Raw genomic sequence first — 24,599 nt, forward strand, 5'->3', positions numbered from 1 at the left:
AGGAGGCATCGCGCTTCCGAGGGCACCTGTAGCGTGAGCGGATGAGCAGAGCAGTCGCGCGCTGGATCCTCGCCGTCGCCCTCGGCGCCATCGGCGTCACACACTTCGTGAGCACCCGCGGCTTCCGCGTCGTGGTCCCCGACTGGGCTACCCGGTTCACGCGGCTCGACAAGGACGCGATCGTGATCGCCTCGGGGGCGGCGGAGGTCGCGCTCGCCGCAGGACTCGTCGCGCTTCCTCGAGAACGGCGCAGGATCGGATGGGCGACCGCCGCGTTCTTCGCCGCGGTCTTCCCCGGCAACGTGTACCAGTGGCGCACGCGGCGTTCGACTCCTGGGCTCGACACCGACGCCCGGCGGTTCGGTCGTCTCTTCCTGCAGCCCCTGCTCGTCGTGTGGGCGCTGTGGGCCACGGACGACGAGAGAGGGAACTCTCGCCGTACGCGGCGACGTTGATCGGGTCTGTCTCCCGAGGGGACGGCCCGGGTCAGCGAGAATAGGGCCATGGCCTCCCCCTCGCTCGTCTGGTTCCGAGACGATCTGCGCCTGGCGGACAACCCCGCCCTGCGCGCCGCGATCGATCGCGGTGAGCCGATCGTCGCGCTCTTCGTGCTCGACGAGGAGTCGCCGGGATTCCGCGCGCTCGGTGGCGCCGCACGATGGTGGCTGCATCACTCGCTGGAGTCCCTCGAGGGGAGGCTTCACGATCGCGGAGGTTCCCTGGTGCTGCGCCGCGGCCCGGCGGAGCGCCTCGTTTCTGATCTGGCCGACGAGATCGATGCCGGAGCCGTCTTCTGGAATCGCCGGTACGGTGGCCCCGAACGGTCGGTGGATGCCGGGCTCAAGGCCGCGCTGCGAGCCGAGGGAATCGACGTCTCCTCCTTCGCGGCGTCACTCCTGCACGAGCCCTGGACGGTCACGACCGGCAGCGGGACCCACTATTCCGTCTTCACACCATTCTGGCGTGCGTGCCTCGCCCTTCCGGCGCCGCGCGCGCCGCTCCCCGAGCCGCGAACGGTCGATGGCCCGGCTCATGCTCCCGCATCCGATGCTCTCGACGACTGGGACCTGTTGCCCACCCGGCCGGATTGGGCCGGTGGACTGCGCGAGACGTGGGAGCCCGGCGAGCCCGCCGCCCGGCGACGGCTCACGGAATTCCTCGAACATGACCTCCCCGCCTACGACCGTGCTCGTGACGAGCCGTCCGCCGGTGCGACCTCGCTGCTCTCCCCACGGCTGCGTTGGGGAGAGATCAGCCCGTTCACCGTCTGGCACGAGTCGGTCGGCGTCGACGGCGCCGGTGGCTTCCTCTCCGAACTCGGGTGGCGGGAGTTCGCCTGGCACACGCTGTACCACTCCCCCGATCTCGCGACACAGAATCTCCGTCGCGAATTCGACTCCTTCCCGTGGCCACCACTCGATCCGTCGCACCTCGACGCCTGGCAGCACGGCGAGACCGGCGTGCCGCTGGTGGATGCCGGGATGCGCGAGCTCTGGCACACGGGTTATATGCACAACCGCGTCCGGATGGTCGTGGCGTCGTTCCTCGTCAAGAACCTGCTCATCGACTGGCGACTCGGCGAAGAGTGGTTCTGGGACACGCTCGTCGACGCCGACGAGGCCAACAACCCTTTCAACTGGCAGTGGGTGGCGGGCTCAGGTGCCGACGCCGCGCCCTACTTCCGAGTATTCAACCCCGAGCTCCAAGCGAAGAAGTTCGACCCGCAGGGGCTCTACATCTCGCACTGGGCCTCGGAAGCGCCGACCGAACCGATCGTCGACCTGGGCGAGACGCGCAAGGCGGCGCTCGCCGCGTACGACGTGGTCAAGCGGGCTCCTCGGCCGTAGCGCGATCAGCGAGCGCTCGGCCCGAGCGGAAGCAGGTCGGCGTGGGCTGCCCTCTCGTCGAGCCAGGTACGGAGGATGCGATTGAAGAGCTCGGGGTCCTCGGCGTTCCACGCGTGGTGCATGCCGGGAGCGAGCCCGATCGTCGCATCCGGTCGCGCCGCGCGCACGACCTGCAGGCAGTCGTGGAAATAGCGCATCTCCCGCTCGCCCGCGATCGCCATGAGCGGAGCGGAGACGTCCGCCAGAGAAGTCACGCCTCCGGGATAGACCTCATGCAGCTGCTCGGCCAGCTTCGCACGGGAGATGGGCGGGCAGCTCACCACGAACCGCTTCGCCTCCTCTCCCACCAGCCCGAATTGACGCGCCATCCCCGCCCAGAAGAAGCGCCGGTTCCACAGCATCAGCGGACCCCAGTTCATCAGCCGCATCGACGGACGGTACGGGAGCACCGACGCTCCGGTCACGAAAACACTCGCCACTACGGCGGGGTAGCGGGCCGCGAGATGCAACGCGACCATCCCTCCGAGAGAGAGCCCGACCACGTCGACCGGTTCGCCGGCCTCGCGGTCGATGAACGCCGCCAGCCGGTCGGCCACGCTGTCGAAGTCGGTCCAGGGTTCGTCTCGTCTGGACAGGTACCCCGGCAGGTCGGGCGCGAGGGTGAGCCGGTCGTCGAACGCCGACGACTGCCCCGCCCAGCTCCAGCCGCCGACGGTGCCACCATGAAGGAACAGGACGGGGCGGGTCATGAACGCGTCTCCGCCCCGAGCCCCGATCGGAGCGCTTCCAGCCATTCGATGTGATCGTCGTGCTCACGAAGGCCCTGATCCAGCGTCATGGAACGCAGCCAGCCCGAGCGGTCGGACCGAACGTCCGGACGCGGGGTCTGCGCACGAATGACCCGGAGCGCGTCTCGCGCCGCCGTCGCCTCTGCCATGCGAGCGTCGACCACCGCGACGAGCTCGGGATCGTCCAGCTCACCGGCGAAGAACATCCGGGCGATGAAAGCGTCCCGCGGCACCTGTCGAGCGGGCGGAGAGACGAGCCATGCCCGCATCGCCTCATATCCCTGGTCGGTGATGTGGTGGACCACACGATCCGGCGCGTTCGTTCCGGTCACGATCTCCGTGCGGGCGAGTCCCTCCTCCACCAGTCTTGCGAGAGTGCGATAGATCTGAGCCTTGTCGGCATGCCAGAAATAGGCTGCCGAGGTCGCGAAGGCCGCCATGAGGTCGTAGCCCGTCATGGGCCTGACGGTGAGGAAGCCGAGGATGATGCGGGAGAGCGTCATGCTCCGAGTGAAGCACGCCGCTAGTTGATAAGTCAACTAGCTGGAATCGGGCCCATGGCGGTGCAACCCAGGAATCCGTAGTGTGCACTCATGGAAGAGAATCGAGTTCCTCAAGTCACTCTCGGGTACCGGGTGATGGCCTGGGTCGTCGCCGTGTTCGTCGGTTCAGTCGCGGGCATCGGTCTGGGCCTGCTCACCCAAGACTTCTGGACGGGCCTCGTCGCCGGCGTCTCCGCGATCGGCCTGATCGGCTTCTCGATCACCCTGGCGGCGCGACGAGAGGGGCACGGAACGATCGAGGCCACCCCGCCATGGACGGGCGATGCGGGTGCGCGCCATGATGGCGGATCCGTCTGAACCCGCCACACCGCTGGATGCGGCGACGCGCGCGAACCGACCCGCACTCCCCCAGGTCGCTCACTTTCCGGGCACGAAAAAACCCCCGGAGAACCGGGGGTTTGTCTGTGCGCGATACTGGGATCGAACCAGTGACCTCTTCCGTGTCAGGGAAGCGCGCTACCGCTGCGCCAATCGCGCCCGTTGGGGCTATTCAGTTTTCCCGTGAGGTGGCGACGGGATTCGAACCCGTGTAAACGGCTTTGCAGGCCGGTGCCTAGCCGCTCGGCCACGCCACCGTGTGGATTGACCCCACGTGCGAAGAGTCTTCCGAAGAAGACCCTCTGCACTCGAGCGGATGACGAGACTCGAACTCGCGACCCCAACCTTGGCAAGGTTGTGCGCTACCAACTGCGCTACATCCGCATTTCGTTCCCGGTTGTCCCGGGCACTCATGAAACATTAGCCGAAGATTCCCCCTCCGCCAAACCCGCGGCGAATCTCGCGCGTGTCTCACAGAGTGGTCCGTACGGCCTCTGAGCGTCGGGTAGTATCGGTTGACGTACCCCACGGGTATGGGCGATTGGCGCAGTTGGTAGCGCGCTTCCTTCACACGGAAGAGGTCATCGGTTCGAGTCCGGTATCGCCCACCAGAGAAGCCCCGCACACCTCACGGCTGCGGGGCTTCCGGCATTTTCTGGCCCCGAGCTTGCGATTCAGCGGCCCTCGTCGAGCGACACGCGGATGACCCGATCGTCGCCGTCCCCGGGATCGCCGCGACCGTCGGTGTTGTTGGTGAGCACCCACAGCGCACCGTCGGGGGCGAGGACCACATCACGAAGCCGTCCGTAGGCGTCGGTGAGGTGCTCGGCGAACGACGAAAGATCACCCAGCGGCACCTCACGGAGTCGTTCACCCCGCAGATTCGCGACGAACACCGCGTCTTCCGCGATGGCGATGCCGCTCGGGCTGGCGGCATCCGGCGCCCACTGCTGCACCGGATCGATGAACTCCCCGCGGCCCGCAATACCCTCGACGACGGGCCATCCGTAGTTCCCGCCGGGCTCGATGACGTTCAGCTCGTCCCACGTGTCCTGACCGAATTCGCTTGCGTACAGCGTCCCGGTCTCATCCCAGGCCAGCCCCTGCGGGTTGCGGTGTCCGAGGCTGTAGATCGGTGACCCCTCGACGGGGTTGTCGTCCGGGACCGCACCTTCCGGTGTGATGCGGAGGATCTTGCCCGACAGCGACGCCGGGTCCTGGGCACTCTCGCGGTCGCCCGCATCACCCACCGTCACGTAGAGCATCCCGTCGGGACCGAACGCGATGCGGCCGCCGTTGTGATTCGTCGCGGCAGCCAGGCCGTCGAGGATCGTCTCCGGCGCGCCGAGGTCGAGGGAACCGGGCGAACCGGTGAGGGTGAAGCGCTGCACGCGGTTCTCGCTCGCGGCGGTGGAGTACGCGTAGAGATGCCCTTCGTGCACGGCGATCCCGAGCAGGCCGCCTTCGCCACCGGGTGCGACGTCATCGATCACCGCGACTTCGCGGACGTCACCGTCGTCCGACACCTCGACGATCCGAGCACTGTCACGCTCACTGATCAGTGCGATTCCCTCGTGAAAGGCGATCGACCACGGCGCCGCCAGATCCTCGACGATCGTGGTCTCGGTTCCCCCGGAGACCGATCCGGACTCGTCGGGAAGCCTCGAGGGTGACAGATTGGGCGTCGTCGGTGAGCACGCGGCAAGAGCCATAGACACGGCCGACACGACGATCCACGCGATCGGACCACGCCGGGACCTGTTCGCCATCGCCACTCCCCTCGCCGCACCGGTCGTCGCTGTCGCCGCTCGACGCGAGTACCCGTCCCTTCCGAGACTAGGCGCGTGATCCACGGCACAGAAGAGGCGTCTATCTGACACATGTCAGATAGACTGGACCCATGGATGCGAGGTCGCGACGTTCACGCGAGAGTCTCCGTGGCGCGGTGCTCGAACTGGCCGGCCGGATGCCGGTCGCCGATGTCACCGTCTCCGCGATCTGTGCAGCGGCGGGTGTCACCAGAGACACCTTCTACCGGCACGCGGAGAGCCCGGTGCAGCTCCTCGCCGACGCGCTGTCCGCAGAAATCGACGCCGCCATGGAGATCCTGCCGCACACGGATGCCATCGGTGACGGGGAGCGAGCCCTGTTGGAGCACATCCGGCGACGGGCATCGGTGTACCGCGGGGCGATGCAGCCCCTGCTGGCCGCACCTGTGCGCAGCAACCTGGAGGCATCCATCCGCTCCGGGCTGCTGGTGTGGGCCGAGCTGCACTCGCAGATCGTTCCGCCCCTGTTCGCGGAGGATGCTTCCGCGATGCGGATCGCCGTCGCGTACGCCGCAGCGGGCACCGTGGGCGCCATCGAGGAGTGGCTGCGGAGCGACGACGACGACATCGACCGTGCCGTGAGACTGATCCTCGCGGCATCACCGGAGTGGTGGCTGCGATGACGGCTACCGGAGAAGAAGGAGAGAAGAGATGAAGGCCGCACTGTTCCACGCCAAGGAAGACCTGCGCATCGAAGAGGTCCCCGAGCCGACGCCCGGGCCCGGACAGGTCAAACTGCGCAACGCATATGCGGGGATCTGCGGGTCAGACCTCCACGTCTATTACTCCCCCGAGGCCGCCGGACTCGACCTCGAGCACCCGCACCCCGTGACGGGTGCCACGCTGCCCCAGATCCTCGGCCACGAGTTCTCCGGAACCGTCGTCGAGCTCGGCGAGGGAGTGAGCGACATCGCGGTGGGCGACCGGGTGGCCGTCTGGCCCATCTACTACTGCGGCGAATGCCCCGCTTGCCGCAGAGGCATGTTCAACGCCTGCCAGACGATCGGCTTCCACGGGCTCAGCTCCGACGGTGGTGGCATGGCGGAGTTCACCACCGTCGACGCGACGAAGCTGCACGTGCTGCCGGAGAACGTCGACCTGCGGATGGGTGCCCTCGTCGAGCCGATGTCGGTCGCGTGGCATGCGGTCTCCCGCAGCGGCGTCGAGGCGGGCGGCACCGCTCTGATCGCGGGCGCCGGACCGATCGGCATCGGTGTGTGGTTCGCACTGCGTGCGCGCGGAGTGGAGCGGGTGCTCGTGTCGGAGCCCAGCGCGGAGCGTCGCGCGATCATCGCAGCCCTCGGGGCCACGGTGGTCGATCCGGTGAACGAGGATCTCGCGGCCACGGTCGCGACGCTGACAGACGGCGAAGGCGTCGAGGTCGCCTTCGATGCGGCCGGAGTGGGTGCAGCCGTCAGCTCGTCCCTGGCGAACCTGGTTCCCGGTGGTCGCGTGGTCGTGGTCGCCATCCACGAGCGCACGATGGACTTCCTCCCCACGCAGCTGGTGATGGCCGAGACCGAGATCGCGGGTGCGCTGGCGTATCTTCCCGAGGACTTCGACGCCGTGATCGAGGCCATGTCCCGTGGCGCCTACGACACGACAGGCTGGGTGCAGGAGACCGCACTCGAGAATGTCGTCGAAGCGATCCACGCGCTGCGCGGAGGTGCCGGCGCGAAGATCCTCGTGCACGCCGGCTGAGGCCGGTCCGGGTGTCGGAGGGCGCGCGTAGTCTGCTTCGGTGCCGACGAAACGCGCCCTTCCAAGCCCCTGTGCGCTCTGTGGCAGCATGCACGGGGTTCGGGTAGGCGATGCCTGGTGCTGCGCCGATTGCGGATGGCGCTACGGCGATGCTCCCGATCCCGACCTCCCGCTCCCCCGCATCGACGTCGTCTATTACATCCGATACGACGACCGAGTGAAGATCGGCACCAGTTGGCGCCCACGGCAGCGCCTCGCGAGCATCCGGCACCAGGAGCTGCTCGCGTTCGAACGCGGCGACCGATCCGTCGAACAGCAGCGCCATCGCGAGTTCGCCACCGTGCGAGAGGGCGGTGAGTGGTTCACCCTCACCCCGGAGCTGCGGGCGCACATCGCCGCCCTCCGTCGAGAAGGCGACCCCTGGCTGCTGTACGCCCGCTGGCTGAGTCGCACACTGCGCGGTCTCGACGACTCACGGTAGACCCTCATACGCTGGTCGGAAGGCCCACGACGAAAGGATGCCCATATGGAACACGAACGTGGACTCTCCCGACGCTCAGTCATCATCGCCGGAGCCTGGTCCGTCCCGATCATCGCCGTGGCTGCCGCGACACCGCTCGCAGCCGCGAGCACAGGCGGGGGGACCCTCTACGTCACCGGCAACGCCTACGGCGGCGCGGGCGGGGGTATCTTCCTCAGCGGTTCCAATTACAACGGCTTCGGTGCGACGCAGACGTACGTGCCCGGGGAGGTCGTGCTCACCTTCACGCTCCCGGAGGGCGTGGACTTCTCGGTGAATGCTCCCGGCGGATGGGTGGTCGCGGTCAGCGGCAATGTGGTCACCATCTCGAACGGCGTCGCGCTGCCGCCGAGCGAGACGGGCGATCTCGGCAGTTTCTCGATCACCGGCCCGTTCGAGGTGGGGAGCACTTATACGGTGACCTCCGCGCCGCCTCAGCTCAACGTGATCTACGAGGGAAACGTGGGCGGCGGAGTCTTCGCCGGAGCATGACGATGCCGGGCGACTGCTTCGGGAAGTCCAGTCGCCCGGCATCGCGTCCGGGTGTCGCTCAGGCGGCGGCGACGCGGCCCCGAGTGGTCGCCGGCTGAGGCTGCGAGAAGAGCACCACGACGATCACCGCGGCACCCACGACGACGTGCGGGAGCCAGACGTTGAGCGCCTCGTCCGCGAATCCGAAGATCCACGGCGAGAGGGCCAGGAACAGGCTGGCGACGATGTCGAACACGAGGTGGACCGGCATCGGGATGAAGCCGAAGGGCCCCCATTCGTACTTCGTGAACAGGCTGTACACGATGAGCCCGACGCCGAGGACGATCGGGATGATGACCGCGGCTCCGCCCACGCTCGCGAAACCGAACAGCCAGGGCGCGGCGATCAGCGCGATGCCGACGATGTAGTCGAGGACTCCGTGGACCTTGGTGGGGATGAAACGCATGATTCCTCCTTGTGTGACGCCGCTGAACGCGACTCACCACTGGTTCGAAGCCCGTACCGGATCGGATTGCCTCCCCGCTGCCGCGTCGGTGTCGGAATATGACGACGGAGGGAAAACCGAAGCACATCGAATCGATAGATTCGAGACCAGGTGCTTCCCGTGCACCCCACCCGAACCCCCTGGAGCAAGATCATGACCTCTCGTCGCCGCGCCCTCGCGGGTACCGCTCTCGTCCTCGCCAGCGCACTCCTGGTCACCGCCTGCAGCTCGTCCGGGTCGGGAGAAGCGACCGACACTGCGGAGGACGCCCCCAAGATCACCTTCCTCTATTCGCCCTACGCGGACTACGCGCCCTTCTTCCTCGCCGAGGAGAACGGGTACTTCGAGGACGCCGGTCTCGACGTCGAGCTGGTCGCCAAGGGCGGCAGCTCGGGAGAGACGTATCAGCAGGTCAGCACGGGCAACATCACGGCCGGCGGCGCCACCTGGGGCGCGGGTCTGTTCAACGCCACCAAGGCGGGCGCCTCGCTCTCGGTGATCGCGAGCGTGTCCCGCATCCCGGAGTCGGGCGCCAACCCCTCACCCCTGATCGCGTCCGATGCGTCCGACGTCGAGGACGCCGCCGACCTGAAGGGGAAGAAGATCGGAATCCCCGGCGACGGCGGATTCGGCATCTACTCCGTCGCGCTCGCGCTGGAGTCCGCCGGTCTGAGCGTCGACGACGTCGAGCTCGTGAACCTCAGCCCCGGCGACATCCCCGCCGCCCTCGCCAACGGCTCCGTGGATGCGAGCTGGTCGATCGAGCCGATCTCGTCGGCCGTCATCGCCCAGGGCATCGCCCACGAGCTCCTGCCCATCGACTACCAGGCCGGCGTCGAGCTGGGCGCCATGGTCTTCAACACCGAGTACGTGGACAAGCACCCCGCCGCCGTCACCGCGTTCACTGCTGCGTACCTCAAGGCGGTCAAGGAACTCGAGGACGGTGGCTGGGATGATCCCGCCACGCAGGAGATCATCGCCGAGTACACCGACCTGCCGGTCGAGACGCTGACCTCCATCGCCCTCACAACGCAAGACCCGAGCGGAGCGATCGACTGGAAGGACGTCGCCCGGCAGGAGCAGTTCTTCCGTGACCGCGATGCGCTCGAGTTCGATGGGGACTCCGGCATCGAGGACATCTACCGCGATGACATCCTGAAGGACGCGATCGCCCTGCAGGAGAGCGGCGACCTCGCCTCCTCGAAGAAATGAGCGGCCTCCACGTCCAGGGACTCTGGAAGGCCTACGCGAACGCCGACCGCAAGGACGACCTTCTGATCGCGCTCCAGGACATCGATCTGGAGATCGCCGACAACGAGTTCGTCTGCGTGCTCGGGCCGTCCGGCTGCGGCAAGAGCACGCTGCTGCGCCTTGCGGCCGGCCTCGAGAAACCGAGTCTCGGCACGATCGAGACCTCCAGTCGCCCGTCGGTGGTGTTCCAGGAGCACGGTGTGTTCCCCTGGCTAACCGTCGCCCAGAACATCGGGTACCCCCTCAAACTGCGCGGGCTCTCGCGTGCGCAGCGGACCGAGCGGGTCGATCAGCTGCTCGAGCTGGTCGGACTCTCCGATTTCGGCGGGTTCTACCCGGCGCAGATCTCGGGCGGAATGCGCCAGCGGACCTCGGTGGCCCGGGCCCTCGCCGACGACGGCGATCTACTGCTCATGGACGAACCCTTCGGAGCGCTCGACGAGCAGACCAGGGTGACGCTGCAGCAGGAGCTGCTGCAGATCTGGGAGCGCACGTCGAAATCCGTGATGTTCATCACGCACAGCGTGGACGAGGCGCTGATGCTCGCTGACCGCGTCGTCGTGATGTCGCATCGTCCTGGACGCATCATCGACGACATCGAGGTGCCGTTCGGACGGCCGCGCGACATCGCAGGTCTTCGCCGCGACCCGCGCTACGGCGAGATCACGGCGCGGCTGTGGTCGCTGCTGGAGAACTCGACGGAACAGGAGCTGGCGTCATGACCACGATCGCCGACCCGAACATCGAGGCGCAGCTCAAGGAGGCAGTGCAGGCCGAGCGCGGATCCGTGTGGGTACGCAGACTCGGCCCGTACACACCACTGCTGATCCTCCTCGCCTGGGAGATCGCGAGCCGCACGGGGCTCCTCGATCCGCGCTTCTTCCCCGCGCCGACCTCCATCATCGAGACGTTCTTCGAACTGCTGGTCTCGGGAGTCCTGCTCGAGAACATCGGGATCACCCTGTCGCGCATCGCCGTCGGCTTCGTGCTGGGAGCGGTGCCCGGGATCATCCTCGGCATCCTGCTCGGGTCGGTCCGCACGCTGCGGCTGCTCCTCGATCCGATCTTCTCGGCCCTGCTGCCGGTGCCCAAGGTCGCGATCTTCCCGTTGCTGCTGCTGATCTTCGGCCTCGGCGAGACGAGCAAGTACGTGATCGTCGCGATCGGCGTGTTCTTCTATCTGCTCTTCAACACGCTGGGTGGAGTGATGCAGACGCCGCCGCTGCTGAACGACGTGGCCAACGCCAACGGTGCGACCCGGCTGCAGCGGTGGATGACCGTCTCGTTCCCTTACGCGTTGCCGTCGATCTTCACCGGCATCAAGCTCGCCACCGGTGGCGCATTCGTGATCATTGCGGCTTCCGAGTTCGTGGGTGCGAACAGCGGGCTGGGCTACATGATCTGGAGCTCGTGGGGAACCTTCGCCGTGTCGAAGATGTACGTGGGAATCGTCACGATCTCCGTGCTCGGCTACGGCGCGACGGCGCTCTGGGCTCTGCTCGAACGCCGCGTCGTGCCGTGGGTCAAGTACTGAGCGGCGGGGGCACGCAATGAACCTCGATGCGCACGAGACGCTGTCCGACCTGCGCGCTGTGCTCCGGTCGACCGCACCGCTCAGCGATCCTGCCGACGTCCAGCTGGCGGCGTTCTGGCTGATCCAGGCCGAACTGCTCGGCCTTCCGGAGTTCGGCATCGGGATGCTGGCCCGTGACCTCGAGCGGCTCGACGTGCTCGAAGGGGCCCCGGCGGCCGAGGCGACCCCGGTCACCGACGCCGACCCGATCGGATCCCTCGATGCGACCGGGGTGCCCGGAGTGGTCGCGCTCGCCTCCGCCGTGCGGCGTGCCTCCCAGAGCGTCGAGGCGCACGGACTGGCCATCGTCGGTGTCCGAGGGGCGGGGGCACTCGGAATCCTCGGACTCGCGGCCCACTCGCTCGCCTCTCGTGGTGCCGTGGCCCTGCTCGCCGCGCAGTCACCGGCGACCGTCGCACCGTGGGGTGGGCACGCCGCCGCCATCGGCACGAATCCGCTCGCCATCGGGGTTCCGCGCGGCGACCGTCCGCCGCTCGTGATCGACTACGCCACCTCGACCCTCACGCTCGCCGCGGTCCGCGAGGCACGAGGCGCGGGCGCACCCCTCCCGGAGGGGAGTGCGGTCGACGAGTCCGGGGAACCCACCACGGACCCCGCCGCCGTCGCCGCTCTCCTCCCCGCGGGTCTCGTCGGGTCGCTCACCGGACTCGTGGTCGAGCTCCTCGCCGGTGTCGCCGTCGGCGGGCGGGTCACCGACCCGGGTGCCCCGCTCAGCAGGGGGGCGGTCCTCATCGCGTTCGACCCCACACGCGCAGGCGGTACCGATACCGCGGACGCGACCGCCGCACTGGATCGGGAGTGGCGCGGCGCCGGCGGCCATCTCCCCGCGCGCTTCGATGCCCTGACTGCCGACGCGGCGGAGTTGCCCGAGACGATCCCCGTACGCGACGAGGCAGCAGCCTGGCTGCGCGGACGAGCATCGGAAGCATCGGGCGCATGAGCCGGGACGCATCCTTCGCCCTCCGCGTGGTTCCCCGGAACGGCGCCCTGTGGGAACGGCGGTCGATCCGCATCAGCGGTGCGGTGCCGGGATCTCTCGTCACCGTCCGCGCGGTCACCGTACGGGACGGTGGCGAGTGGGCCGCTCAGGCAACCTTCCTCGTCGACCGCGACGGCGATGTCGACCTCGGGACGCAGGCTCCGGTGTCGGGCGACTACCGCGTGGCGGACTCGATGGGTCTGTTCTGGTCGCAGCGCCGCGAGGTGGGGACGACCGGTTCCGCCGAACCCGCCCACGTCGCTCGTCCCCTCTCGACGCTCCTCACCGCCCGGGCCGAGCCGGCGACGGGATATCTGGATCAGGCCGGCGACGGTGCCGACGCCGCGGAGGCCGCCGTCGAGGTGACGCAATGGCTCCACGGGAGCGATGTCGAGAGATCCGAGATCCGCTCAGGCGGCCTCGTCGGCACGCTGTTCCGCCCCGCGCACGAGGGCCCTCTCCCGACGGTGATCGTGCTCAACGGCTCCGGCGGAGGCATCAACGAGACGCGCGCCGCTCAGTATGCTTCACGCGGCATACAGGCTCTCGCACTGGGCTACTTCCGGGCTCCCGGTCTGCCCGAGCACATCTCCCGCACACCGCTGGAGTACTTCGAACACGCCCTCCGATACGTCGCAGCGGAACTCTCACCGCTCGGCGGGCGCGCGATCGTGAGCGGACAGTCGCGCGGCGGCGAACTGTCGCTGCTGCTGGCCGCGACCTATCCCGAGCTCGTCCTCGGGGTCGCCGCCTTCGTCCCCGCCGCGTTCGTCTTCGGCGCACAGGGAGCCGCAGACCCCGACGAGGGGTGGGACGGCCCCACCTGGACGCGAGACGGCCGGCCGCTCGAACATCTCTGGCACGACAACACCGGCGTGACGTGGCAGCCCTGGAACGACGAGCCCGCACCGACGCGCCACCGCGACGTCTACGTCGACGGCCTCCACGATCGGGCGCTCGCCCGTGCATCGCGGATCCCCATCGAACGATTCCCCGGTCCCGTCGCCTGCATCTCCGGTCTCGACGATCGCGCGTGGCCGTCCAGCATGGCATCGCGCATCGTGCACGACACACTGGCGAGACACCGGCACACCGCCGAGCGTCTGCACCTCGACTACGAGGAGGCGGGGCACGGGATCGCGCTCCCCCATCTCCCCAGCACCGACATCGACCGCGTGCACCCGGTCTCTGGTGTGCACTATTCGAACGGCGGCACGCCACGAGGCAACGCCGTCGCCGGCGCCGATTCGTTCGAGAAGGTCTGCGCCTTCATCCACCGCACCGCGGACCACGCCGCGTCGTCGACCGACCACGCCCCCCACTCCCACGAAGAAGGACGGTAGTCATGCCCGCGAAGGAGCACTTGGAAGGTCAGTGGCGCGAATGGCGTCATGCCCGCGTCTCGGAGCTCGCACGCCCGTACGGCTGGACGGCGCTGGTCGCTCAGCACTGGCTCCGCGACGGCGACGACGACCTCGTCCTCGACGGTCTTCCCGGCACATGGGGTGTCTCGGACGGCAAGGTGCTGTACACGCCGCCGACCGACGGTCCGAACCTCGTGGTCGACGGCGAGTACCCCGACCGCACCGTCGAGATCGTGCCCGGGCGCAACCAGACCTATGGCCATGGACGCAGCGTCCCCGTCTACTTCGGGGTGAGCGAGGTCGAGACCATTCCGCGCACGACCGACGACGGTGACCGCATCTTCGCGGTCCGCGTGCGCGATCCTCGTGAATCCGCACGCAAGGACTTCTCCGGCCTCGCCGCCTACGACTACGACCCGGCCTGGCGCGTCGCCGCGCGCTTCACGCCCGCTGCACGTGAGGACGTCGAGCAGGTCACGGTCGAGACCGGTGTCCGCGAGACCACGGCGCGCATCGGGACGCTCTCGTTCGAGTACGCCGGCCGGACCTATGAGCTCGCGCTGATCGGCAAGGACGCCGCCCACGGCGTCCAGCCCGTCGCGCATATCCGGGACCTGACGAGCGGGAAGACGACCTATGGAGCCGGTCGAGTCGTCGAACTGCAGTTCGCGGACGAAGCCGTTCAGCGGATCGACCACATCGACTTCAACTACCTGACGGCGCTCCCCTGCGCGTTCACGAACTTCGTCACCTGCCCGCTCCCTCCGAGTCAGAACCACCTGGACTTCGAGGTGACGGCGGGCGAGAAGAAGCCGGACGTCGACATCGACCGCGTGCTGACGTTCCAGAGCACCTGACGCGCTCCAGGACGGGGCCGTGGCTCCCCACGGCCTCGTCCCAGCGAGCACTGCTACGGTGAGGAAGTCGGCATCGTGCCGACATCAGGGAAGACTTCTCGTCGACCAACGGGCCTTCTGGGTCATTTCGTTCTCCGTCGCCTCCTCTGTGTGAGCCCGAGGAGCGTCATGCCCACCCCGTCAGTCCCCTTTTCCATCGACCCTGCGCACGCCTGGGCGGAGCCCATCGCGCTCCCGGCCGGCACGACGGCGATCGTGTACTGCGAAGGCCAGTTCGGCGAGCAGGACGGCAAGACCGCGAACGGATTGGTCCGCCACTCCGAGAAGTACGAGATCCTCAGCGTCATCGACAGCACGCATGCGGGCGCCGACGCCGGGATGCTGCTGGACGGCACCGCGAACGGCATCCCGATCCTCGACGGGCTCGCCACGGCGATCGCGCACGCAGGTCACGTCCCCGACTACCTGATCTGCGGCGTCGCACCCGCCGACGGGCTGCTCTCCGCCGCCCAGCGGACCGTGCTGCTCGACGGCATCGCCCGCGGCATGCACATCATCAACGGGCTGCACGAGTTTCTCACCGACGACGCGGAATTCGTGGCGGCCGCCCTGCTCGCCGGGGTGACCATCACCGACATCCGCCGCCCCAAGGACAAGCAGGACCTCCATCTCTTCTCCGGCCGCATCTTCGACGTGACCTGCCCGCGCATCACGATCCTCGGTACCGACGGCGCGATCGGCAAGCGCACCACGGCCACGATCCTCGTGCGGGCGCTCAACGAACGCGGCATCCATGCCGTCATGGTGGGCACAGGCCAGACCACGATCATCCAGGGCGGTCGCTACGGCGTCGCGCTCGATGCACTCGTGCCGCAGTTCTGCTCGGGTGAGGTCGAGAACCAGGTGGTCGCCGCGTTCGAGGGCGAGCACCCCGACGTGATCATCGTCGAGGGCCAGGGCGCTCTCAGCCATCCGGCCTACATCACCTCGGCGCACATCCTTCGCGGGAGCCAGCCCGAGGGCGTCATCGTGCAGCATGCCCCGGGCCGCACGGTCCTGGGCGACTTCCCGATGGTCGCGATGCCGACCGTGACGAGCGAGATCGCGCTGATCGAGGCCTTCGCCGACACTCGCGTGATCGGCGTGACGGTCAACCACGAGAACCTCTCGGCGGATCAACTGGCCGCGGCGATCGACGAGATCGAACTCGACACGGGTCTGCCGGCGACCGATCCGCTGACGCGACCGCTGTCGGAGCTCGTCGAGATGGTGCTCCAGGCGTTCCCCGCTCTCACCCCGCGACAGACCACCCGTACAGCCGCGTGAGAGCGGCTCCGACGCGGTCGTAGCGGCGCCTGTCGAGCACGGCGGCTTCCCGCCGCAGTCCTCGCTCGTGCACGCTGTACAGCTGTTCCACGTCGACCCAGGACTCACGCGCCTGCGAGTCCCACGCTCCCGTGCCGATCGACAGGTAGTCGCGGTCGCCGTCGTGCGGCTTGCTGGTCATACGCACGGCGTAGACGCGCTCCGCCGATTCGCGGCCGATCACGAGAACGGGGCGATCCTTGCCGCGTCCGTCGTTCTCCTCGTAGGGGACCCAGGTCCAGACGATCTCGCCCGCATCCGGAGCTCCGTCCCTCTGGGGGGAATACGCGACCTGCAGGTTGCGGATCCGGCCCGGGTCGATACGCACGGTCTGGGTTCCGCGGTCGTGCGTCGTTCCCGCCGAGGGGACGGATGCCGACCGCTCCTGCGAGGTGCGCAGACGCGCGTCCGGGCGTCTCGGATCTGTCGTCCGAGACGCCCGGCCGGACCCCACTGCCTTGAGCAGGATGTCCACGAGTGCTGTCAGGATGCCGTTGGTCTTGCTCACACGGTCACCCTAACCGCAGATCATGCGTCGGCGAGTGCGTAGCCCTCCTCGCCGTGCACGACCTGGTCGACACCGGCGATCTCGTCCTCGTTCGTGACGCGGAACCCGATCGTCTTCTCGATCGCGAAGCCGATGATGAAGGCCACCACGAAGGAGTAGATCAGGACACCGAGCGCTGCGATGACCTGCACCGCGAGCTGACGGGCGTCGCCGCCGACGAACAGGCCGGTCTCGCTCGCGAAGAAGCCGAGGTACAGGGTGCCGATGAGTCCGCCGACGAGGTGGATGCCGACCACGTCGAGCGAGTCGTCGAAGCCGAGGCGGAACTTCAGCTCGATCGCGAGGGCGCAGACCACACCGGCGAGGGCGCCGAGCAGCAGTGCCCAGCCGGGCGTCAGGTTGGCGCACGCCGGGGTGATGGCGACAAGACCCGCGACGGCACCGGAAGCGGCGCCGACCGAGGTGGGCTTGCCGTCCTTGATCTTCTCCACCAGGATCCAGCCGAGGATGGCGGCCGCGGTCGCACCGAGGGTGTTCAGACCGATGAGTCCGACGCCGCCCATGTCCTCCGCGAGCCATTCCGCGCCGGCGTTGAAGCCGAACCAGCCGAACCAGAGCAGTGCGGCACCGAGCAGCGTCAGCGGGACGTTGTGCGGCTTGAGGATGCCCTTCTGGAAGCCGATGCGCTTGCCGAGGACCAGGGCCAGCGCCAGAGCGGCCGCACCGGCGTTGATGTGCACCGCGGTGCCGCCGGCGTAGTCGATCACGCCGATCCCGCTGTCCTCACCGAAGAGCGTGGAGCCGAGGTTCATGATCCAGCCGCCACCCCAGACCCACGCGGCGACCGGGAAGTAGCCGACCGTGGCGAAGATGCCGGCGAAGATCAGCCAGCTGCCGAACTTGGCGCGGTCCGCGATCGCACCGGAGATCAGTGCGACCGTGATGATCGCGAAGGTCGCGCCGTAGGCGACTCCGAGGAGCGCGACGTTCGATCCCTCACCGGACGCCAGGCTGGAGAGCCCGAAGTCGGCGAACGGGTTGCCGGCGAAGGCGGTCGGGCTGTCGACGGCGCTCATCGAGAAGCCGAAGAGAATCCACAGCACGGCGACAAGACCGATCGAGCCGAAGCTCATCATCATCATGCTGACGACGCTCTTCGCCTTGACGAGACCGCCGTAGAAGAAGGCGACGCCGGGCGTCATGAGCAGCACCAGCGCTGTCGCGGTGATGGCCCACGAGATGTTGCCGGGAGCATCCATAGGAAAACCTCACATCCGAAGTAATTGAGAGCTTCAGTGTGACGACGCGCCGTTTCACGCATGCGTGAAGTTTGTTTCCCTGCGGTTACAGCGCGGCTCCGGGTGTGAACATCGCGTTACGCGAGCCTTGGGGCTTACGCAGAATGCGTCAGCGCGTTGAGGCGGGAGACAGCACGCAGGTACTTCTTGCGGTATCCGCCGGCCAGCATCTCCTCGGAGAACACCGAGTCGAGACCGAGGCCGGTCGCGATGATCGGGATCTGCGCGTCGTACACGCGGTCCACGAAAGCGACGAATCGCAGAGCCTCGGACTGGTCCGTGAGCTGACGCACGCCGCGCAGCCCCACCTGGCCGAGGCCCTCGATGAGACGGATGTAGCGCGACGGGTGCACCTGGGCGAGGTGGCGGATCAGGTCGTCGAACCGGTCGTCGGAGGCGGCGCCGACCTGACCGGCCGCCGCCGATGCGGTTTCATAGGCGGCGTCGTCGAGGACCACGGCATGACCGTCCAGCGCTCGCTGACGGAAGTCGACCCCGTCGATGCGCAGGGTCTGGAAGCTGTCGGACATGGCATGGATCTCGCGGAGGAAGTCCTGCGCGGCGAAGCGTCCCTCGCCGAGGGCGTTCGGAGGGGTGTTCGAGGTGGCCGCGAGGCGCGTTCCCGTCGGAACGAGTTCACCGATGAGTCGGGTCATCACCATCGTGTCGCCCGGGTCATCGAGCTCGAACTCGTCGATGCAGAGGAGATCGGCGCCCTTGAGCAGGTCGACCGTGTTCTTGTAGCCGAGCGCACCCACCAGGGCCGTGTACTCGATGAAGGAGCCGAAGTACTTCCGGCGTGCCGGCATCGCGTGATAGATGGATGCGAGCAGGTGGGTCTTGCCGACGCCGAAGCCGCCGTCGAGGTAGACGCCGGGCTTGAGCTCGGGTTCCTTCTTCGCCCGGCTGAAGAAGCCACCGCGCTTGACCGGGGCTCCGCGACCGGAGAAGCGCATCAGCGTCTCCTTCGCCTCCTCCTGAGAGGGATAGGCGGGGTCGGCCCGGTAGCTGTCGAATGTCGCCGTGTCGAACTGGGGCGGCGGCACCAGGCTCGCGAGCATCTCCGGTCCGGTGACGGTCGGCTGACGCTCGGTGAGGTGCACGATTCCGGTGCGGCTGGTCGGGTCGGTCATCACGGTCCTGAATCGGGTGCTGGCCTGTGTCGAAGTCTTACGAATCGGGCGCAGGGTGCTCGGCGGGGATCTATCGTCGAAGGGACGGATCAACACTACGCCGTCTGCACCCGCACCCTCGCCCGCTCAACGCTTCGGAGATCCCATGGCCATCGAGTTCGATTCCTCCTCCCCCAAGTTCGCCGAGTACGCCGAGCCCGGTCGGCTCGTCACGACGCAGTGGCTCGCCGAACGGCTGGGAACACCCGGGTTGGTGGTCGTCGAGTCCGATGAGGACGTGCTGCTGTACGAGACGGGCCACATCCCCGGCGCCGTCAAGGTCGACTGGCACACCGAACTCAACGACCCCGTCGTGCGCGACTACGTCGACGGCGAGGGCTTCGCCGAGCTGCTGAGCCGCAAGGGCATCTCGCGCGACGACACGGTCGTCATCTACGGCGACAAGAACAACTGGTGGGCCGCCTACGCGCTCTGGGTCTTCTCGCTCTTCGGTCATGAGGACGTCCGTCTGCTCGACGGGGGCCGCGACCGCTGGATCGCCGAGGGTCGAGAGCTGACCCGCGAGGCCGCGAACCGTCCTGTCACGGAATACCCGGTCGTGGAGCGCGACGACTCCGCGATCCGTGCCTACAAGGAGGATGTGCTCGCCCACATCGGCAACCCGCTGATCGACGTGCGCTCCCCCGAGGAGTACAGCGGAGAGCGCACCACGGCGCCCGCCTACCCGGAGGAGGGGGCGCTGCGCGCCGGGCACATCCCCACGGCGCAGAGCGTGCCGTGGGCGAAGGCGGTGGCCGAGGATGGCGGATTCCGCAGCCGCGCCGAGCTCGACGCGATCTACCGGGAGGGCGCGGGGCTGAACGACGGCGACGACGTCGTCGCCTACTGCCGCATCGGTGAGCGGTCGAGCCACACCTGGTTCGTACTCAAGCATCTGCTCGGCTTCGAGAACGTGCGCAACTACGACGGCTCCTGGACCGAATGGGGCAGCGCCGTGCGCGTGCCGATCGTCACCGGGGCAGAGCCGGGCGCCGTCTGAACGTGGGAGAATGGCGGGGATGAGCGCGAGCGAAGTTCCTGAGGCACTGGCCGAGATCCGCGACGGATTCCTGGAGACACCGGAGTCCGATCGCCTCCTGCTGCTGCTCGAGTATTCGGACGAGCTTCCCGACGTCTCCGACGAGGTCGCCGCCCACCCCGAGATGTACGAGCGGGTCGCCGAGTGCCAGTCGCCCGTGTACATCCACGTCGAGGTGGACGACGGCATCGTCACGATGCACGCCACGGCTCCGCCGGAGGCCCCGACCACGCGCGGTTTCGCGAGCATCCTGGTGCAGGGCCTCACCGGGCTCACGGCTGACGAGGTCCTGGCGATCCCGAACGACTACCCGCAGTCGATCGGTCTCACGAAGGCGGTCTCGCCGTTGCGCATCGGCGGCATGACGGGAATGCTCATGCGCGCGAAGAACCAGGTCATTCAGAAGCGCTGAGCCCCTGTGCGTCGAGCCAGTCGGTGATCGCCGTGCTCCACCCGGTCTCGTCGTAGTTCCAGAGCTTGGTGTGCCGCGCGACGGTGAACCGCGGCATCGTGACCAGGTCGGGGCGCGCCTCCTGCAGCGCGTGCGAGGAATCGGCGGGGACGAAACCGTCGTCGTCGCTGTGCAGGATCAGGATCGGCGCCGTCAACTCGTCGGCCCGGGCGACCATGTCCAGGCGATCGAACTGGATCGGCTCATCGGCGCCGCTGAGACGAGCGGTGAGCGGCGACTGCAGAGCACCCATCGCGAGAGCGGGCAGTGGCGCACGCACGCCTGCCATCTGTGCCTGGAATCGCAGCACCGTACGCCAGTCGACGACCGGAGACTCGAGGATGATCCCCGCGATGCGGTCACGATGCCCCGAGGTGACAGCCGCCTGCAGCGACACGGCGCCGCCCATGGACCAGCCCATCAGGATCACGCGTTCGGCGCCGTGCCGAAGCGCGTACGCGATCGCGGCATCGACGTCTCGCCATTCGGATGCGCCGAGCGCGTAAGCGCCGGCCCTGGTGCGGGGCGCCTCGCCGTCGTTGCGGTACGACACGACGAGGTTCGGGAGGCCTGCTGCATGCAGCACGGGCACGGCCCGCAGGCACTCCGCACGCGTGGCACCGCGCCCGTGCACCTGAATCACCCAGGTCGACGACGACGCCGGGAAGTACCAGGCGGGGCAGGGACCCGCAGGGGAACCGATCAGCACGTTCTCCCAGCGCAGATGCAGCTCACTCGGCGAGGAGTAGTAGTACCCGCTGAAAGACGCCGCCCGGTCCACGCGTGAACCGGGTTCAATCTGGGTCAGCAACTTGCGGCGCACACTCGAACCATCGGCGCTGAGCACGGCACCGAGCTTGACGTAGCCATACGTCCCGGTGGTGAAGAGACCGTAGCGACCGGGAAGCTCGGTATCGGGGGTGCGCTGCAACTCGATCGTCTGGGCACCCGTGTCGACGGCCAGGATCTGGGTATCGGTCGGGCGACGCATCGGCGTGACCACCCGCCGGGCGACGGCGAACACGAGAAATGCGAACGCCGCTCCGAAGGCGAGCAGGGCAGGGACAAGGAGCGTAACGGCGTGCCTGAGACTCTTCATCGCTTCCTGACTCTAGCCTGTTGCCGTGACCGCACACCCCGAAGCCGGGACGCCCTTCGACAGCGCTGTGGCCGAGCTGCGCGAGACCGCGTTCCGAGATGACATCACGGTGCGCGAGATCGCCACCCCCCAGGGCCTCGCTCCGTTCGCCCTCGCGCTCGCCGCGGACGTTCGCCCGGAGAGCGACGGGGAGTCCGTGTACGGCACCGGCCGCTTCGTCCTGCTGCACGATCCCGACGAACCGGGAGCATGGGGAGGATCGTGGCGCATCGTGATCTTCGCGCAGGCGCCGCTCGAGACCGAGATCGGAACCGACCCGCTTCTGGCCGACGTGACGTGGTCCTGGCTGGTCGATGCACTCGACTCCCGGGAGGCCGTGTACCACTCGGCATCGGGCACGTCGACGAAGACGCTGTCGAAGGGGTTCGGAGGGCTCGCCGTCGAAGGCGACGGAGCCCAGATAGAATTGCGGGCGTCCTGGACTCCGGAGGGCCCGTTCCGACCGCACGTCGAAGCATGGGCCGAGCTGGTCGGAATGCTGGCGGGACTTCCGCCCGGCTCCGAGGGCATCGCCGTGATCGGCGCGCGAAAGGCTGTACGTGACTGAATACTCCGTGATCTCGGATGCCGAGGAGTTCCGCGCGGCGTGCGCCGTGCTCGCCGCCGGCACCGGCCCCGTCGCCGTCGACGTCGAGCGGGCGTCCGGCTTCCGCTACTCACAGCGGGCCTACCTCGTGCAGGTCTTCCGCCGCGACGCGGGCGTCTTCCTGTTCGATCCGCCGGCGATCGGCGACTTCGCCCCGCTCCAGGAGGCGATCGGCGATGTCGAGTGGGTGCTCCACGCCGCCAGCCAGGACCTGCCGTCGCTGCGCGAGCTGCACCTCGAGCCGCCGGTGATCTTCGACACCGAGCTGGCCTCCCGACTGCTCGGCCATGAGCGCGTCGGACTCGGCGCCGTCGTCGAGGACACGCTCGGCATCGTCCTCAAGAAGGAGCACTCCGCGTCGGACTGGTCGACGCGCCCGCTGCCGGACTCGTGGCTCGAGTATGCGGCGCTCGACGTCCTGCATCTGATCGATGTCCGAGACATCCTCGTCCTCGAGCTGGAGGAGCAGGGCAAGACCGCTTTCGCCGCCGAGGAGTTCGCGGCGACCCTCGCCCGCGCCCCGAAGCCGCCGCGCGAGGATCCGTGGCGTCGACTCAGCGGACTGCACCAGGTGCGCGGTGCTCGTAATCTCGCCGTGGCGCGCTCGCTCTGGCAGGCCCGTGAGGCTTACGCGCAGGCTCAGGACGTCTCCCCCGGCAGGCTCGTGCCCGATCGCTCGCTGGTCGCGGCGGTCATGGCGAATCCGACGTCGAAGCAGGCGCTCGCTGGTGTCAAGGAATTCCAGGGCCGCGCCAGCCGCACTCAGCTCGACCGCTGGTGGCAGGCGATCGTCGACGGCCGCGCATCGGACGAGCTTCCTCGCGAGCGCGTACCGAGCGACACTCTCCCGCCCCCGCGCGCCTGGGCGGACCGGAACCCGGAGGCCGATGCCCGCCTGAAGGCAGCGCGTCCCATCGTCGAAGCGGTTGCCGAAGAACTGGGGATGCCCACCGAGAACCTGCTCACGCCCGAGTATCTGCGACGTGTCGCGTGGGACCTGCCCGGTGAAACTCCCGAAGAGATCGCCGCAGCTCTCGCCGCACTCGGTGCTCGCCCCTGGCAGATTGCACAGACTGCACAGAAGATCGCGGACGCCTTTGTAGAGGCGGCGCAATCGCCGGACACCACCCCGGCGGACGCTTCGTAGGTTCGATCCAACCGATTCCTCCCCGTTTCGCGGGCTTCATAGACTGAGGCCACGCACTAACTTGGAGGCAGAGTGGCCGAGATCTCGGACGTCTTCTTCGTCGATGGAGTACGCACCCCTTTCGGGCGCGCCGGCGAAAAAGGCATGTACTGGAACACCCGCGCGGATGACCTCGCCGTGAAGGCGACCATCGGCCTGATGGAGCGCAACGCTGCCGTCCCGGCCGACCGCATCGATGACGTGGCGATCGCCGCGACGAGCCAGACCGGCGACCAGGGACTCACCCTCGGCCGGTCGGTGGCGATCCTCGCCGGACTTCCGCAGACCGTGCCCGGACTCGCCGTCGAGCGCATGTGCGCCGGCGCGATGACCAGCGTCACCACCATGGGCGCCTCGATCGGCGTCGGCATGTACGACTTCGCCCTCGCCGGCGGTGTCGAGCACATGGGGCACCACCCGATCGGCGGCAACGCCGACCCGAACCCGCGCTTCGTCGCGGAGAAGATGGTCGATCCGGGTGCTCTCAACATGGGTGTCACCGCCGAGCGCATCTTCGACCGTTTCCCGCACCTGACCAAGGAGCGCTCCGATCGGTTCGGCATGCTGAGCCAGCACAAGGTGCAGGCCGCGTACGACGCCGGCAAGATCCAGCCCGATCTGGTTTCCGTCGCCACGAAGGGCGCTGATGGCGCTTGGGGTCTCGCGACCGAGGACGAAGGTCGTCGTCCGCAGACCACGATGGAGGATCTGGCCGCGCTGAAGACGCCGTTCCGTCCGCACGGGCGCGTCACTGCGGGCACCTCCTCCCCCCTCACCGACGGCGCGACGATGTCTCTCCTCGCCGGCGGCGGCGCCGTCAAGGAGTTCGGACTCGCCCCGAAGATGCGGATGGTCTCGTTCGCCTTCGCCGGTGTACAGCCCGAGATCATGGGCATCGGTCCGATCCCCTCGACCGAGAAGGCGCTGAAGAAGGCCGGTCTCACGATCGACGACATCGGCCTGTTCGAGCTCAACGAAGCCTTCGCCATCCAGGTGATCTCCCTGCTCGACCACTTCGGCATCGCCGATGACGACCCCCGTGTCAACCAGTGGGGCGGCGCGATCGCGCTGGGACACCCGCTCGCGGCATCCGGTGTGCGTCTGATGATCCAGCTCGCGGCGCAGTTCGCCGAGCGCCCCGATGTCCGCTACGGCCTGACGGCCATGTGCGTCGGCCTCGGCCAGGGCGGCTCGGTCATCTGGGAGAACCCGCACTACGACGGCAAGAAGAAGAAGAAGTGAGCGCGA

General features: G+C 68.1%; 27 protein-coding genes and 4 tRNA genes. 20 read left to right on the forward strand and 11 right to left on the reverse strand.

From position 1 onward, the window contains the following. The first annotated feature begins 41 nt into the window (after positions 1–41). Together ACFC14_RS15025 and ACFC14_RS15030 are read left to right on the forward strand one after the other, a co-directional pair. On the forward strand, positions 42–455 hold the full coding sequence (locus ACFC14_RS15025) for a hypothetical protein (RefSeq protein ID WP_376106087.1): 414 nt from the start codon (positions 42–44) through the stop codon (positions 453–455). Between the two features lie 48 nt (positions 456–503). After that, the gene (locus ACFC14_RS15030; RefSeq protein WP_376106090.1) at positions 504–1,847 is read left to right on the forward strand and encodes a cryptochrome/photolyase family protein; all 1,344 of its coding nucleotides are present in this window, start codon (positions 504–506) and stop codon (positions 1,845–1,847) included. 5 nt (positions 1,848–1,852) lie between these two features. Here the strand turns inward: ACFC14_RS15030 and ACFC14_RS15035 are convergent, their stop codons facing one another. Continuing rightward, positions 1,853–2,596: an alpha/beta fold hydrolase gene (locus tag ACFC14_RS15035; protein ID WP_376106093.1), complete on the reverse strand. Its 744-nt coding sequence runs from the start codon at positions 2,594–2,596 to the stop codon at positions 1,853–1,855. Then, positions 2,593–3,138 carry a PadR family transcriptional regulator gene (locus ACFC14_RS15040; RefSeq protein WP_376106096.1) on the reverse strand — a complete coding sequence of 182 codons (546 nt, stop codon included), beginning with the start codon at positions 3,136–3,138 and terminating at the stop codon, positions 2,593–2,595. The genes ACFC14_RS15035 and ACFC14_RS15040 overlap by 4 nt, the downstream gene beginning before the upstream one ends. Positions 3,139–3,228: 90 nt before the next feature. Here ACFC14_RS15040 and ACFC14_RS15045 point away from each other — a divergent pair, with 90 nt between their 5' ends. After that, a complete protein-coding gene (locus ACFC14_RS15045; RefSeq protein ID WP_376106099.1) occupies positions 3,229–3,495 on the forward strand; it encodes a hypothetical protein in 267 nt (88 codons plus the stop codon). Between the two features lie 108 nt (positions 3,496–3,603). Here the strand turns inward: ACFC14_RS15045 and ACFC14_RS15050 are convergent. The 3 genes from ACFC14_RS15050 to ACFC14_RS15060 form a co-directional block, all read right to left on the reverse strand. Continuing rightward, positions 3,604–3,675, reverse strand: a tRNA-Val gene (locus ACFC14_RS15050). 27 nt (positions 3,676–3,702) lie between these two features. After that, a tRNA-Cys gene (locus tag ACFC14_RS15055) sits at positions 3,703–3,773 on the reverse strand. Positions 3,774–3,827: 54 nt separating this feature from the next. Further along, a tRNA-Gly gene (locus ACFC14_RS15060) sits at positions 3,828–3,900 on the reverse strand. 151 nt (positions 3,901–4,051) lie between these two features. Here ACFC14_RS15060 and ACFC14_RS15065 point away from each other — a divergent pair. Beyond that, positions 4,052–4,127 (forward strand) — tRNA-Val (locus ACFC14_RS15065). Between the two features lie 63 nt (positions 4,128–4,190). Here the strand turns inward: ACFC14_RS15065 and ACFC14_RS15070 are convergent. Beyond that, on the reverse strand, positions 4,191–5,285 hold the full coding sequence (locus ACFC14_RS15070; protein ID WP_376106101.1) for a PQQ-dependent sugar dehydrogenase: 1,095 nt from the start codon (positions 5,283–5,285) through the stop codon (positions 4,191–4,193). Between the two features lie 131 nt (positions 5,286–5,416). Between ACFC14_RS15070 and ACFC14_RS15075 the strand changes: the two genes are divergently transcribed. From ACFC14_RS15075 to ACFC14_RS15090, 4 genes are all read left to right on the forward strand, one after another. After that, the gene (locus tag ACFC14_RS15075; RefSeq protein WP_376106104.1) at positions 5,417–5,968 is read left to right on the forward strand and encodes a TetR/AcrR family transcriptional regulator; all 552 of its coding nucleotides are present in this window, start codon (positions 5,417–5,419) and stop codon (positions 5,966–5,968) included. Between the two features lie 28 nt (positions 5,969–5,996). Further along, positions 5,997–7,046, forward strand: coding sequence for a 2,3-butanediol dehydrogenase (locus tag ACFC14_RS15080; protein ID WP_376106107.1), 1,050 nt, complete (start codon positions 5,997–5,999; stop codon positions 7,044–7,046). A gap of 88 nt (positions 7,047–7,134) precedes the next feature. Beyond that, the gene (locus ACFC14_RS15085; RefSeq protein ID WP_376106110.1) at positions 7,135–7,527 is read left to right on the forward strand and encodes a GIY-YIG nuclease family protein; all 393 of its coding nucleotides are present in this window, start codon (positions 7,135–7,137) and stop codon (positions 7,525–7,527) included. Between the two features lie 45 nt (positions 7,528–7,572). Then, the gene (locus ACFC14_RS15090) at positions 7,573–8,058 is read left to right on the forward strand and encodes a hypothetical protein (protein WP_376106113.1); all 486 of its coding nucleotides are present in this window, start codon (positions 7,573–7,575) and stop codon (positions 8,056–8,058) included. A gap of 58 nt (positions 8,059–8,116) precedes the next feature. On the opposite strand, the gene ACFC14_RS15095 is transcribed toward ACFC14_RS15090, so the two are convergent. Continuing rightward, entirely contained in the window at positions 8,117–8,503 is a 387-nt protein-coding gene (locus ACFC14_RS15095) for an SPW repeat protein (protein ID WP_136044000.1), read from the reverse strand. 192 nt (positions 8,504–8,695) lie between these two features. Between ACFC14_RS15095 and ACFC14_RS15100 the strand changes: the two genes are divergently transcribed. The 7 genes from ACFC14_RS15100 (at position 8,696) to ACFC14_RS15130 (ending at position 15,913) form a co-directional block, all read left to right on the forward strand. After that, positions 8,696–9,754 carry an ABC transporter substrate-binding protein gene (locus ACFC14_RS15100; protein WP_376106116.1) on the forward strand — a complete coding sequence of 353 codons (1,059 nt, stop codon included), beginning with the start codon at positions 8,696–8,698 and terminating at the stop codon, positions 9,752–9,754. Beyond that, the gene (locus ACFC14_RS15105; protein WP_376106119.1) at positions 9,751–10,515 is read left to right on the forward strand and encodes an ABC transporter ATP-binding protein; all 765 of its coding nucleotides are present in this window, start codon (positions 9,751–9,753) and stop codon (positions 10,513–10,515) included. Before ACFC14_RS15100 ends, ACFC14_RS15105 begins: the two co-directional genes overlap by 4 nt. Next, positions 10,512–11,327, forward strand: a complete 816-nt coding sequence (locus ACFC14_RS15110; RefSeq protein WP_376106121.1) for an ABC transporter permease — start codon at positions 10,512–10,514, stop codon at positions 11,325–11,327. Before ACFC14_RS15105 ends, ACFC14_RS15110 begins: the two co-directional genes overlap by 4 nt. A gap of 16 nt (positions 11,328–11,343) precedes the next feature. Further along, positions 11,344–12,327: an Ldh family oxidoreductase gene (locus ACFC14_RS15115; RefSeq protein ID WP_376106124.1), complete on the forward strand. Its 984-nt coding sequence runs from the start codon at positions 11,344–11,346 to the stop codon at positions 12,325–12,327. Next, entirely contained in the window at positions 12,324–13,709 is a 1,386-nt protein-coding gene (locus tag ACFC14_RS15120; RefSeq protein WP_376106127.1) for an acyl-CoA thioester hydrolase/BAAT C-terminal domain-containing protein, read from the forward strand. Before ACFC14_RS15115 ends, ACFC14_RS15120 begins: the two co-directional genes overlap by 4 nt. 2 nt (positions 13,710–13,711) lie before the next feature. Continuing rightward, entirely contained in the window at positions 13,712–14,587 is an 876-nt protein-coding gene (locus ACFC14_RS15125; protein ID WP_376106130.1) for a DUF1684 domain-containing protein, read from the forward strand. A gap of 168 nt (positions 14,588–14,755) precedes the next feature. Further along, a complete protein-coding gene (locus ACFC14_RS15130; RefSeq protein ID WP_376106132.1) occupies positions 14,756–15,913 on the forward strand; it encodes a DUF1611 domain-containing protein in 1,158 nt (385 codons plus the stop codon). Here ACFC14_RS15130 and ACFC14_RS15135 read toward each other — a convergent pair. The 3 genes from ACFC14_RS15135 to zapE all read right to left on the reverse strand — a co-directional run bounded on the left by ACFC14_RS15135 (position 15,879) and on the right by zapE (position 18,891). Further along, the gene (locus ACFC14_RS15135; RefSeq protein WP_376106135.1) at positions 15,879–16,460 is read right to left on the reverse strand and encodes a type II toxin-antitoxin system PemK/MazF family toxin; all 582 of its coding nucleotides are present in this window, start codon (positions 16,458–16,460) and stop codon (positions 15,879–15,881) included. The two genes, ACFC14_RS15130 and ACFC14_RS15135, sit on opposite strands and share 35 nt — an antisense overlap. A 20-nt stretch (positions 16,461–16,480) precedes the next feature. Continuing rightward, the gene (locus ACFC14_RS15140) at positions 16,481–17,719 is read right to left on the reverse strand and encodes an ammonium transporter (protein WP_136044002.1); all 1,239 of its coding nucleotides are present in this window, start codon (positions 17,717–17,719) and stop codon (positions 16,481–16,483) included. Between the two features lie 134 nt (positions 17,720–17,853). Beyond that, entirely contained in the window at positions 17,854–18,891 is a 1,038-nt protein-coding gene (zapE, locus tag ACFC14_RS15145; RefSeq protein ID WP_376106140.1) for a cell division protein ZapE, read from the reverse strand. A 145-nt stretch (positions 18,892–19,036) separates the two neighbouring features. On the opposite strand from zapE, the gene ACFC14_RS15150 reads away from it, so the two are divergent. Both ACFC14_RS15150 and ACFC14_RS15155 read left to right on the forward strand, forming a co-directional pair. Continuing rightward, the gene (locus ACFC14_RS15150; RefSeq protein ID WP_376106143.1) at positions 19,037–19,930 is read left to right on the forward strand and encodes a sulfurtransferase; all 894 of its coding nucleotides are present in this window, start codon (positions 19,037–19,039) and stop codon (positions 19,928–19,930) included. 19 nt (positions 19,931–19,949) lie between these two features. Further along, on the forward strand, positions 19,950–20,381 hold the full coding sequence (locus ACFC14_RS15155; RefSeq protein ID WP_376106145.1) for a SufE family protein: 432 nt from the start codon (positions 19,950–19,952) through the stop codon (positions 20,379–20,381). Here the strand turns inward: ACFC14_RS15155 and ACFC14_RS15160 are convergent. After that, a complete protein-coding gene (locus tag ACFC14_RS15160) occupies positions 20,365–21,519 on the reverse strand; it encodes an alpha/beta hydrolase family protein (RefSeq protein WP_376106148.1) in 1,155 nt (384 codons plus the stop codon). The two genes, ACFC14_RS15155 and ACFC14_RS15160, sit on opposite strands and share 17 nt — an antisense overlap. A 25-nt stretch (positions 21,520–21,544) precedes the next feature. Here ACFC14_RS15160 and ACFC14_RS15165 point away from each other — a divergent pair, with 25 nt between their 5' ends. The 3 genes from ACFC14_RS15165 (at position 21,545) to ACFC14_RS15175 (ending at position 24,593) form a co-directional block, all read left to right on the forward strand. Continuing rightward, on the forward strand, positions 21,545–22,126 hold the full coding sequence (locus ACFC14_RS15165) for a DUF3000 family protein (RefSeq protein WP_136044007.1): 582 nt from the start codon (positions 21,545–21,547) through the stop codon (positions 22,124–22,126). Next, positions 22,119–23,312 (forward strand): HRDC domain-containing protein, encoded by a 1,194-nt coding sequence (locus ACFC14_RS15170; RefSeq protein WP_376106151.1) that lies wholly within the window; start codon positions 22,119–22,121, stop codon positions 23,310–23,312. Before ACFC14_RS15165 ends, ACFC14_RS15170 begins: the two co-directional genes overlap by 8 nt. Before the next feature lie 72 nt (positions 23,313–23,384). Further along, positions 23,385–24,593, forward strand: coding sequence for a thiolase family protein (locus ACFC14_RS15175; protein WP_376106154.1), 1,209 nt, complete (start codon positions 23,385–23,387; stop codon positions 24,591–24,593). The last annotated feature ends 6 nt before the right edge of the window (positions 24,594–24,599 follow it).

The organism is Microbacterium sp. NPDC055988 (assembly GCF_042269505.1).
Lineage (GTDB): Bacteria > Actinomycetota > Actinomycetes > Actinomycetales > Microbacteriaceae > Microbacterium.

Excerpts from the sequence above, each read along its gene's own strand:
- zapE (WP_376106140.1), bottom strand. The coding sequence starts at position 18,891 with ATGACCGACCCGACCAGCCGCACCGGAATCGTGCACCTCACCGAGCGT.
- ACFC14_RS15045 (WP_376106099.1), top strand. The coding sequence starts at position 3,229 with ATGGAAGAGAATCGAGTTCCTCAAGTCACTCTCGGGTACCGGGTGATG.
- ACFC14_RS15080 (WP_376106107.1), top strand. The coding sequence starts at position 5,997 with ATGAAGGCCGCACTGTTCCACGCCAAGGAAGACCTGCGCATCGAAGAG.
- ACFC14_RS15035 (WP_376106093.1), bottom strand. The coding sequence starts at position 2,596 with ATGACCCGCCCCGTCCTGTTCCTTCATGGTGGCACCGTCGGCGGCTGG.
- ACFC14_RS15140 (WP_136044002.1), bottom strand. The coding sequence starts at position 17,719 with ATGGATGCTCCCGGCAACATCTCGTGGGCCATCACCGCGACAGCGCTG.
- ACFC14_RS15120 (WP_376106127.1), top strand. The coding sequence starts at position 12,324 with ATGAGCCGGGACGCATCCTTCGCCCTCCGCGTGGTTCCCCGGAACGGC.
- ACFC14_RS15155 (WP_376106145.1), top strand. The coding sequence starts at position 19,950 with ATGAGCGCGAGCGAAGTTCCTGAGGCACTGGCCGAGATCCGCGACGGA.
- ACFC14_RS15105 (WP_376106119.1), top strand. The coding sequence starts at position 9,751 with ATGAGCGGCCTCCACGTCCAGGGACTCTGGAAGGCCTACGCGAACGCC.
- ACFC14_RS15085 (WP_376106110.1), top strand. The coding sequence starts at position 7,135 with ATGCACGGGGTTCGGGTAGGCGATGCCTGGTGCTGCGCCGATTGCGGA.
- ACFC14_RS15070 (WP_376106101.1), bottom strand. The coding sequence starts at position 5,285 with ATGGCGAACAGGTCCCGGCGTGGTCCGATCGCGTGGATCGTCGTGTCG.
- ACFC14_RS15030 (WP_376106090.1), top strand. The coding sequence starts at position 504 with ATGGCCTCCCCCTCGCTCGTCTGGTTCCGAGACGATCTGCGCCTGGCG.
- ACFC14_RS15125 (WP_376106130.1), top strand. The coding sequence starts at position 13,712 with ATGCCCGCGAAGGAGCACTTGGAAGGTCAGTGGCGCGAATGGCGTCAT.
- ACFC14_RS15110 (WP_376106121.1), top strand. The coding sequence starts at position 10,512 with ATGACCACGATCGCCGACCCGAACATCGAGGCGCAGCTCAAGGAGGCA.
- ACFC14_RS15160 (WP_376106148.1), bottom strand. The coding sequence starts at position 21,519 with ATGAAGAGTCTCAGGCACGCCGTTACGCTCCTTGTCCCTGCCCTGCTC.
- ACFC14_RS15025 (WP_376106087.1), top strand. The coding sequence starts at position 42 with ATGAGCAGAGCAGTCGCGCGCTGGATCCTCGCCGTCGCCCTCGGCGCC.
- ACFC14_RS15090 (WP_376106113.1), top strand. The coding sequence starts at position 7,573 with ATGGAACACGAACGTGGACTCTCCCGACGCTCAGTCATCATCGCCGGA.
- ACFC14_RS15150 (WP_376106143.1), top strand. The coding sequence starts at position 19,037 with ATGGCCATCGAGTTCGATTCCTCCTCCCCCAAGTTCGCCGAGTACGCC.
- ACFC14_RS15075 (WP_376106104.1), top strand. The coding sequence starts at position 5,417 with ATGGATGCGAGGTCGCGACGTTCACGCGAGAGTCTCCGTGGCGCGGTG.
- ACFC14_RS15100 (WP_376106116.1), top strand. The coding sequence starts at position 8,696 with ATGACCTCTCGTCGCCGCGCCCTCGCGGGTACCGCTCTCGTCCTCGCC.
- ACFC14_RS15130 (WP_376106132.1), top strand. The coding sequence starts at position 14,756 with ATGCCCACCCCGTCAGTCCCCTTTTCCATCGACCCTGCGCACGCCTGG.
- ACFC14_RS15040 (WP_376106096.1), bottom strand. The coding sequence starts at position 3,138 with ATGACGCTCTCCCGCATCATCCTCGGCTTCCTCACCGTCAGGCCCATG.
- ACFC14_RS15095 (WP_136044000.1), bottom strand. The coding sequence starts at position 8,503 with ATGCGTTTCATCCCCACCAAGGTCCACGGAGTCCTCGACTACATCGTC.
- ACFC14_RS15115 (WP_376106124.1), top strand. The coding sequence starts at position 11,344 with ATGAACCTCGATGCGCACGAGACGCTGTCCGACCTGCGCGCTGTGCTC.